Raw genomic sequence first — 7,231 nt, 5'->3', positions numbered from 1 at the left:
CCCTTCCCTCGGCGCTCCGCGCTCGGCGGATTGAGCCGCTCCGCGGCTGTCGTGCGCTCAGTGCCCTACTACCTGGCGCTCCGCGCAGCCCACCACTGAACGCCGCAGGGGCTGTGGTCAAGCCTGCGCTGTCTGTCAGTTGCGGTGCTGACGCGCTGCTTTCTGGTGCTCGTAACCGCCGTTGATCCGGCGGTGACCAGCTCCGGCGTCCGTCGCACTGCGGCGGGCGCCGGAGCTATTTGGTGTCTGTGACGCGCTCGCCAGGACCTGGCGGGCACGGGGCTTTCCCGGCGCCGCCTTCGCGGGCGGCGCAGGTGGGCGCCGAGCCCCCCTTCCCCGTGATACGTCCGCGGCTCCGTAGGGACGGCTTGCTCGTCAGGCTGCACGTGATGTCGGGCCTCGTGGGTTCTGCCCCCAGGGCGAGGGCCGGTGGGTCCCCCCGGGCAAGAGCCCGGGGGGACCCACCGCGTAATGGGGCCATTTGGGGACGGAGGTGTCCAGCCGGTTCCTTTCCGGCACTTGGAGCCTGGCAGACCCCCTGGGTGGTGGCAAGTCACAAGCGCCTTGCCACCACCCAGGGGGCCCGCCGTCCGGCTCGTGCCGGAAAGGACCCGGCTGGACACCTCTTCGTGCCTTTCGCGGCGCGTGAGGAGGAGGTGTTCATGTGCGGTTCTCTCCCGAGTGGAGGGTGTCGCTCTTCTGCCCCAGAGCGGGGCGGGAGTTCAGCGGAAGGAGCACGACGTGAATGCACAGGTGCAGGCGACGCCTGCCCAGTCCAGGCCCGTTGCCGGGCTCGTCCTGGCGGTGCAGCAGCTGACCGTCGTCCAGGACCGGTACGACAACAACCGGTCGGCGGACAACCAGGGCAACGGCGGCGACGCCCCTTGGCCGGGCGGTGACGGCAACCTGAGCGACGACCACTGACGGTCCCGGTTTCGGCGGGGGTCGGCGCGATTCGTCGCGTCGGCCCCCGCTGGCTTTTCCGCACGACACGAGTGAACTTCCAAGGAGGAAGAAGTGGAACACCAGTTGATCAAGGCGATCGAGACCGCGCTCGGATGGAGCGGCCCGGACGAGATCGGGAAGAGCTTCGCACGGGGGAACGTCGGTGATCGGGCGCTCCTCTCCCGGGTCCTGACGCCGAACCGGCTGCTGGACGTCGTGATGCGCAGGAGCCTGAACCGTCCGCAGTTCCGGCTCTTCCAGAACGGCGAGGAGGTGCACCCGGCGGTGTACTTCACCGACACGGTCAGCCCTCGGGGGCAGAGCATCCCGATGGTGAACATGCAGCGGCTGGGCGGGCTGCTGCGGGAGGGTGCGACGCTGATCATGGATCAGCTCAACACCTTCGACCCGACGATGGAGGCCGCTTGCCGGGCTCTCCAGTGGTGGTCTCACGAGCGGGTGCAGGTGAACGTGTACCTGACCACGAACGAGGCCTCGGGCTTCCCGCTGCACTGGGACGACCACGACGTGGTGATCGTGCAGCTGGCGGGCGAGAAGGAGTGGGAGGTGCGGAACACCTCCCGGCCGGCGCCGATGTACCGGGACGCCGATCCCAACACCACTCCGAGCGAGGACATGGTGTGGGAGGGGGTCATGAAGCCGGGCGACGTCATGCACATCCCCCGGGGGTTCTGGCACCAGGCGACGCGTAACGGCAGCGGCTCCGGCTACAGCCTGCACGCGACGTTCGGCATCACGAAGCGCACGGGCGCGAGCTACCTCACGTGGCTGGCGGACTGGTGCAGGCAGCAGGAGATCTTCCGGCACGACCTGGACCGGAGCCCGTGGGCGGACACGACGGCGCTTCAGAAGGCGGCTGCGGATCTCGTCCGTGAGAACCCTCCGGCCGACTACCTGGCCGCGTACGAGCAGCAGCCGTTCTCGACCCGGTATGTGCCTTTCGTGGACGTCTTCGGGTCGCTCGAAGGGGTCGTGTGCATCAGCCAGTTCCCGCCCCGGATCGAGCCGGAGGGCACGACGGTGAGCGTGATCTCAGCGGGCCGGAAGTTCCTCTTCGCGGATCTGGCGCTGCCCGCTCTGCGGCTGCTGCTCAGCGGCAGGCCGGTCAGCCTGAGTGCCGTCGAGGCGGCCGTGGGCTACGACGTGTCCGAGATCGCCGAGACTCTGGTGGAGGAGGGACTGTGTGCGCCGCTGACTCCCGAGTTGTCCTCGGGTTACACCGGTCTCGTCACGAGCCCGCTGTCCTGAGGGAGGCGCTCGACCTGGGAGTTGGGGCTCTTGATACGAGCTCCAACTACCTGGGTTTCCGTTCGCACGAGACGTTGGCGCGGGTCGCTGGTGATCTGCTGCCGCGGTTCAGGGTGTCGACGAAGGTCGGGTACTTTCCGGTGCCCGGCCGGGCGTCGGAGCACTCTCTGGATCCGGAGCGTCTGCGTGCGGCGGTTGAGCGCGCGGCCCAGGATCTGGGGCGGGAGCCGGATGTGGTGCTTCTGCACAATCCGGAGCACAGCCTGTCCGCAGGTCCTGAGGCGGCGCGCCGCGAGCGGCTGGCGGCTGCCTGCAATGTTCTGGAGGATGCCGCGTTGAGCGGCGTGTGCGGGTCCTGGGGCATCTCGTCCTGGGACCCGCGCCCTCTGGGCGCCCTCACCGGGGACGGGCTGTCGCGTCCTGACGTTCTGATGGTCCGTTCCGGTCTGCTGGTCAGGGCCGGGATCCTCGAAGCCGCCGAGCTGCTCACCGCCCGTCTGCGTCCGTCGCAGGTGTGGGGGATGAGCCCCTTCGGCGGCAGTACAGCGGAGGACGTGTGGGGGCGGTTCGACCCACGGGTGTTCCTGCGTGAGGCGGAGCAGGCCACTGCGACGCAGGCAGTTTTCCGAGCTGCCTACCGTCTCCCTGCGGTTGACGCGGTGGCGGTCGGTACGGACAACCCCGCCCATCTGCGGGAGCTGGTCGATGCGCTGGCTCTTGAGGTGGACGAGGACGTCGTCGGCCAGTATCGCCGCCTTCTGCGGGATGCCGCCGATAGGAGTGAAGCCCGGCAGTGAGCCGGGCTGCGGGCCCGCACGCATACGCGGCGGGCCCGCGACTCCGTACGAAGGAAGGGCGCCACCAGTCGGCCGGACATGGAGACCATGTCCGGCCGGTTCTGGTCAGACGGAAGGCCGGGGCGTTCCCTGTTTCCGGTCGTGAGAGGGGCGACCACTGCTGTGGTGCGGGCCTCTGCGCCCCCCTTCCCGGTGGCTGAGCCTGCGCCACACCGGAACGGGGGGTCAACCGAGCAAAAGCCGCGCTCGGTTGACCCCCCGCCCCGGCGCGGCGCTGTCGGCCGATCACCGGGAAGGGGACCACAGAGCCCCGGGGCCGCATCGCGCGGCCGTCCCCCCCCCGGTCTGTTCGGAAGGAAGAGACCATGACACCTCGCTTCGACCTCGTCGGCCGTATCTCCGACGTCTGCATCCGTGGCAGCAACGTCGTCCATTTGAGGCTGTGGTCGTTGACCGGCGAAGGCGACGATGAGCTCGAAGTCGAGCTCGCCGACCCGGAGCTGGCCGTCAAGGTCATAGCTGAGGCCTGGGGCCCCGGCGACGTCGTGACCGTGAAGGTTCCGGCGGATGCCAAGGCCCTGCTGGGCCTGGTGGGGTGACCCTCCGGGGGAGCGGCTCCGGCCGCTCCCCCTTTCGCTGGGCGGTCCCTCACCCGAGGGGCCGCCCCTCTTTGTGTCCGGCCTGCCGCGGTGCGGGCCTTCCAGGTTTCCGGACGGACCAATTCCGGTCCGTCCTCAACAGTGAGGAGAGTCAAGTGCGTACGAACAACGTGGTGTACCCGAGCGGGGTGCGTCCTTTCGCCGCGGAGCCGTCGGTCGCGTGGGACTGGTGGGCGCGGCATGGTTTCGTCCCGCTGGATGTGGTGGTGGAGGTCGGCCTCAAGAGCGGTCGGCTGATGCGGCTGGCGGGTCCCGGCCGGTGCAGCTGGCTTGCCGGTCGCGGCCGTTGGGTGCCGATGAGTTCCGAGGCGGTCATGAACGCGACTGCCCGGGCGATTCGTTCTGGGCAGACCGGTGAGGTCCAGGTGCTTCTGGTGGTGCGGGACAATCCGCGGTATGTCGTCGCGGAGCTGGCGTGGGCGTCGGACAGGGCGCTGGACGAGGTGCTGGCGTGGCTGGGCTGGCCCATGGCGCGCGAGGCCGGACGGCTGGTGAGTGTCCGGGACCGGCTCCGGGCCCGCAGCAACGACTACTGGCTGCTGAAGGCGGCCATGGCGGCTCTGGGGCTGCCGGAGACCAGCCGGGACCTTCCGGCGCTTCCCGGTGTCAGCGTCGTCGTCTCGGCGCGTGGCGCGCAGAGCGTGCTGGCCGGAACGGCCGGAAGCGTCATCGAGGCCGCCGGACGGCTTCCGGGGCGCACTCCGTGGGAGTGCGTGTTCGTGGACGACCTGAGCAAGTCCCCGCTGCGGCTGCCCGCTGGGCTGCCGCCGCAGGTGCGGCTGGTGCGGGCCCCCGAGCGGGTCTACCGCGGTGGTGCTCGGAACCTGGGCCAGGAGCTGTCGAGTCACCCGGTGACGGTCTTCATCGACGACGACCTCCAGATGGCGCCCAACTACCTGCTGGAGCACGCGGTACGGCATCTGCTGTCGCCGTATCTGGTCACGGTCTCCGGCCGGATGGAGTACCTGGAGCCCACGGCTCCGACGCCGGAGCGTCTGCCGTACGGCAAGTCGGGTGCAGATGCCGATGCGTTCCGGGGTCTGGGCGGGGTGAGTCCGGACGAGGTGTACCGGCTGGTCCAGCGTGGCGACCTCGTGGCTTCGCGGCCGATTGCGGACATCGGTTTCCCGTCCGACTACATGGGCCGTGGTCCGGAGGACGGGACGTTCGTGGCGAAGGCGCTGGCCCAAGGCGCGTTCGTCGTGCCAGTTGCGGAGACCGGGGTCTTCCGCCGCGGTTACCGGCGTACTGGGGATCTCGAGGCGGTGGAGGCGGCGCAGGTCGACGCGTTCGTGGCGAATCTGGAGCGTCAGCGGCGGCACCTTGACGCCCCCGCTGAGAGCGGGTGGACCGCCGCACGGTGACGGGTGAGTGACCCGGATGCTTCCGGCTCCCTCCGGGGGGCCGGAAGCATCCGGCAGGCCCGCGCCTCCCCGACCTGATGATGGGGACGGATTCGGTTCGGAGGAAGAGAGCTGAATCTGACTGAGCCAGGCTGACTGAGGGCCCTGGTACCGCCGGTACGCGGCGGTACCAGGGCCCTCAGTCGTGTGTGTGGTACCAGGGCCCGTCTCCGGGTCTTTCCTCGTGGGCCTGCGGGCGGGGGAGGGGCAGCACGTTGTGCGGCGGGCGCGAGGTCAGCTGAGCCGAGGTGTTCCCCTCTACACGAGTGACCTGTGACGGCGGACAACGCGGGGACGCAGCCGCCGGTGACGCATGGCCGGGCGGATGGCTCGGGCATGCCCCGTGGCGTTCGCCGACGTATCGGCGGCGGACACCGGCGGGCCCCCGACGTGCAGGCCACCGGGCCACCGGGCCATCAGCTACCGGGGACGGTCCGCGTACGTGGTGGTGCTCTCCTGGAGGCAGAAGGTGTGACCTGTGGTTGCCCTGGGGCCTGTGTCCTCCCCGGTGCCTGAGCCTGCGCCACGCCAGGGCGGGGGTCAACCGAGCAAAAAGCACACTCGGTTGACCCCCGCCCCGCCGCAGCGCTGTCGGCCGATCACCGGGAAGGGCACAGACGCCCAGGGCAGCCCGCACGGGCCGCTCCCCGGCTGTCTTCAACAGAGGAGCTGTCATGTCGAGCGTGATCAACCGTTCTTACTGGTCCATGGAGTTCGACCGTTCTTACTGGCGCATGGGGTTCAACGGCGTGCTGGTGAGCGTCGCGTCCGTGGGGGACCCGAACGAGGGCAAGGGAACCGTCCTCCTGCAGGTGGAGGTGCCCCGGGAGGGGCGGCGGCCGTGGGAGTGGCGCTCGGACTCGTGGATCGTCGAGGTTCCGTCCGAGCAGCTGAAAGCGGCCCAGGCCATCTACCGCCCTGGCGGGGAGAGCGAGTCGGGTGAGCGGGGCAAGTCCCTGAGGGACGTGGAGTACCGGTGGGTCTCCGTCGAGTTCGGCCCCGGCTACCTCACGAAGTCCCAGCGGTTCGCCTGGCTGCGCCGTCTTCTGCGGCAGCCGCTCGAACTGGGCGACGTCAAGAGCGTCGACTTCGGCCCCCTTTACGAGGACTCGCACGGCGGGGAAGCGGCGTAGGGCGGGAGCCCAGCATGGTGACGGTCGGCCCCGGCCCCCACTCCGGTGGGGGCCGGGGCCTTTCCGCGTGTGGTTGTCCCCCGGGGCGGTCAGCGGGGTCGGGTGCGCTGGTTGTCGGCCGGTCGGGCGGGCCATCGGGCGAGCTCTCCGAAGCTTCCGCCGACGGCGTGGCCGGGCAAAGCCCGAACCGCCGCCTGGCGACGGTGGGCACCGCGCCGACACGGTCGGCGGCGTTTCCCCGCCTGCTCCTCCGTCGCCCCGTGTCGGCGGCGGCCGTCTGCGATGGGCGGTGTTCGGCCCTGTCCGCCCCTACCGCCTGTCGGCTGCGTCGGGCAGGGCCGATCACGGCCCACCTCCCTCGACGGAGGCCACCGCCCGGCACACACGAGAAGGAAGAGGTCATGACGGACGAGGCCAAGAAGCAGAAAAAGGCGGCCGCGAGGGCCAAGGCCAAGAAGCAGAAAGAAGGCCTGCAGGGGTACCTCGACAAGGTGGTGGGGGACGGCAAGCAGAAGGAGGAGTCGAAGCCGACTCTGCAGGGGTGGCTCGACAAGGTGACGAAGAAGAGCGGGGAGTGATCCTCACCGGGGCTCACCGCTCCTGGTGAGCCCCGGTCCAGGCCCCGGCCCCGGTGCTGCTGGCCTCCAGCGGCACCGGGGCTACTTCGTGCTGGGCCTTCTCCGTTTCGTTGTCCTGTGTTGTCCCGTCGATGGCTCGGGGTGTTCGTCGCCGGGTCTGTCCGTCGGCGGCCGGTTTCCGTTGCCGCAGTCGCTCCGGCCGTCTTCCCCTGCGTTTCGTTCTCCGTCCGGAACTGGGCGCCGCGTCGGCTCCTCGGCCGGCGCCGTCATACGCGCGGGTTCCTTCTCCGACGGTGCTGGCGCGGCTCCGTCTGCGGTGGGCCGTGTCCGGCCCTGCCCTCTGCTTGCAGCCTGCGGCTGGGGCGGGGTGGGGGCAAGCTCGTGAGGCGGGGGCTTGCCCCCATCCCGCCCCAGCCGCCTGTCGGCTGCGTCGGCAGGGCCGGACAC

Annotated in this window: 7 protein-coding genes; all 7 read left to right on the top strand. The window is 70.2% G+C overall.

Annotated elements, in window-relative coordinates; translation table 11 throughout:
- Positions 1 to 741: 741 nt before the first annotated feature.
- Positions 742 to 924, top strand: a complete 183-nt coding sequence (locus ACTWQF_RS36640; protein WP_443284104.1) for a hypothetical protein — start codon at positions 742 to 744, stop codon at positions 922 to 924.
- Between the two features lie 93 nt (positions 925 to 1,017).
- Positions 1,018 to 2,214, top strand: a complete 1,197-nt coding sequence (locus tag ACTWQF_RS36635) for a JmjC domain-containing protein (RefSeq protein ID WP_443284103.1) — start codon at positions 1,018 to 1,020, stop codon at positions 2,212 to 2,214.
- Positions 2,148 to 3,011: an aldo/keto reductase gene (locus ACTWQF_RS36630; protein WP_443284102.1), complete on the top strand. Its 864-nt coding sequence runs from the start codon at positions 2,148 to 2,150 to the stop codon at positions 3,009 to 3,011. The genes ACTWQF_RS36635 and ACTWQF_RS36630 overlap by 67 nt, the downstream gene beginning before the upstream one ends.
- Positions 3,012 to 3,376: 365 nt before the next feature.
- Positions 3,377 to 3,610 (top strand): hypothetical protein, encoded by a 234-nt coding sequence (locus ACTWQF_RS36625; protein WP_443284101.1) that lies wholly within the window; start codon positions 3,377 to 3,379, stop codon positions 3,608 to 3,610.
- A 155-nt stretch (positions 3,611 to 3,765) separates the two neighbouring features.
- Positions 3,766 to 5,034: a glycosyltransferase family 2 protein gene (locus ACTWQF_RS36620; protein ID WP_443284100.1), complete on the top strand. Its 1,269-nt coding sequence runs from the start codon at positions 3,766 to 3,768 to the stop codon at positions 5,032 to 5,034.
- 713 nt (positions 5,035 to 5,747) lie between these two features.
- Positions 5,748 to 6,206: a hypothetical protein gene (locus ACTWQF_RS36615; RefSeq protein ID WP_443284099.1), complete on the top strand. Its 459-nt coding sequence runs from the start codon at positions 5,748 to 5,750 to the stop codon at positions 6,204 to 6,206.
- A gap of 401 nt (positions 6,207 to 6,607) precedes the next feature.
- On the top strand, positions 6,608 to 6,784 hold the full coding sequence (locus tag ACTWQF_RS36610) for a hypothetical protein (protein ID WP_443284098.1): 177 nt from the start codon (positions 6,608 to 6,610) through the stop codon (positions 6,782 to 6,784).
- Positions 6,785 to 7,231: the final 447 nt, after the last annotated feature.

Source organism: Streptomyces sp. 8N114 (genome assembly GCF_052245835.1).
In the GTDB taxonomy this organism is placed as follows: Bacteria; Actinomycetota; Actinomycetes; order Streptomycetales; family Streptomycetaceae; genus Streptomyces.
This window is presented reverse-complemented; position numbering and strand designations above follow the sequence as displayed.

Coding starts and splice junctions, on each gene's coding strand:
- ACTWQF_RS36610 (WP_443284098.1), top strand. CDS start 6,608: ATGACGGACGAGGCCAAGAAGCAGAAAAAGGCGGCCGCGAGGGCCAAG.
- ACTWQF_RS36625 (WP_443284101.1), top strand. CDS start 3,377: ATGACACCTCGCTTCGACCTCGTCGGCCGTATCTCCGACGTCTGCATC.
- ACTWQF_RS36615 (WP_443284099.1), top strand. CDS start 5,748: ATGTCGAGCGTGATCAACCGTTCTTACTGGTCCATGGAGTTCGACCGT.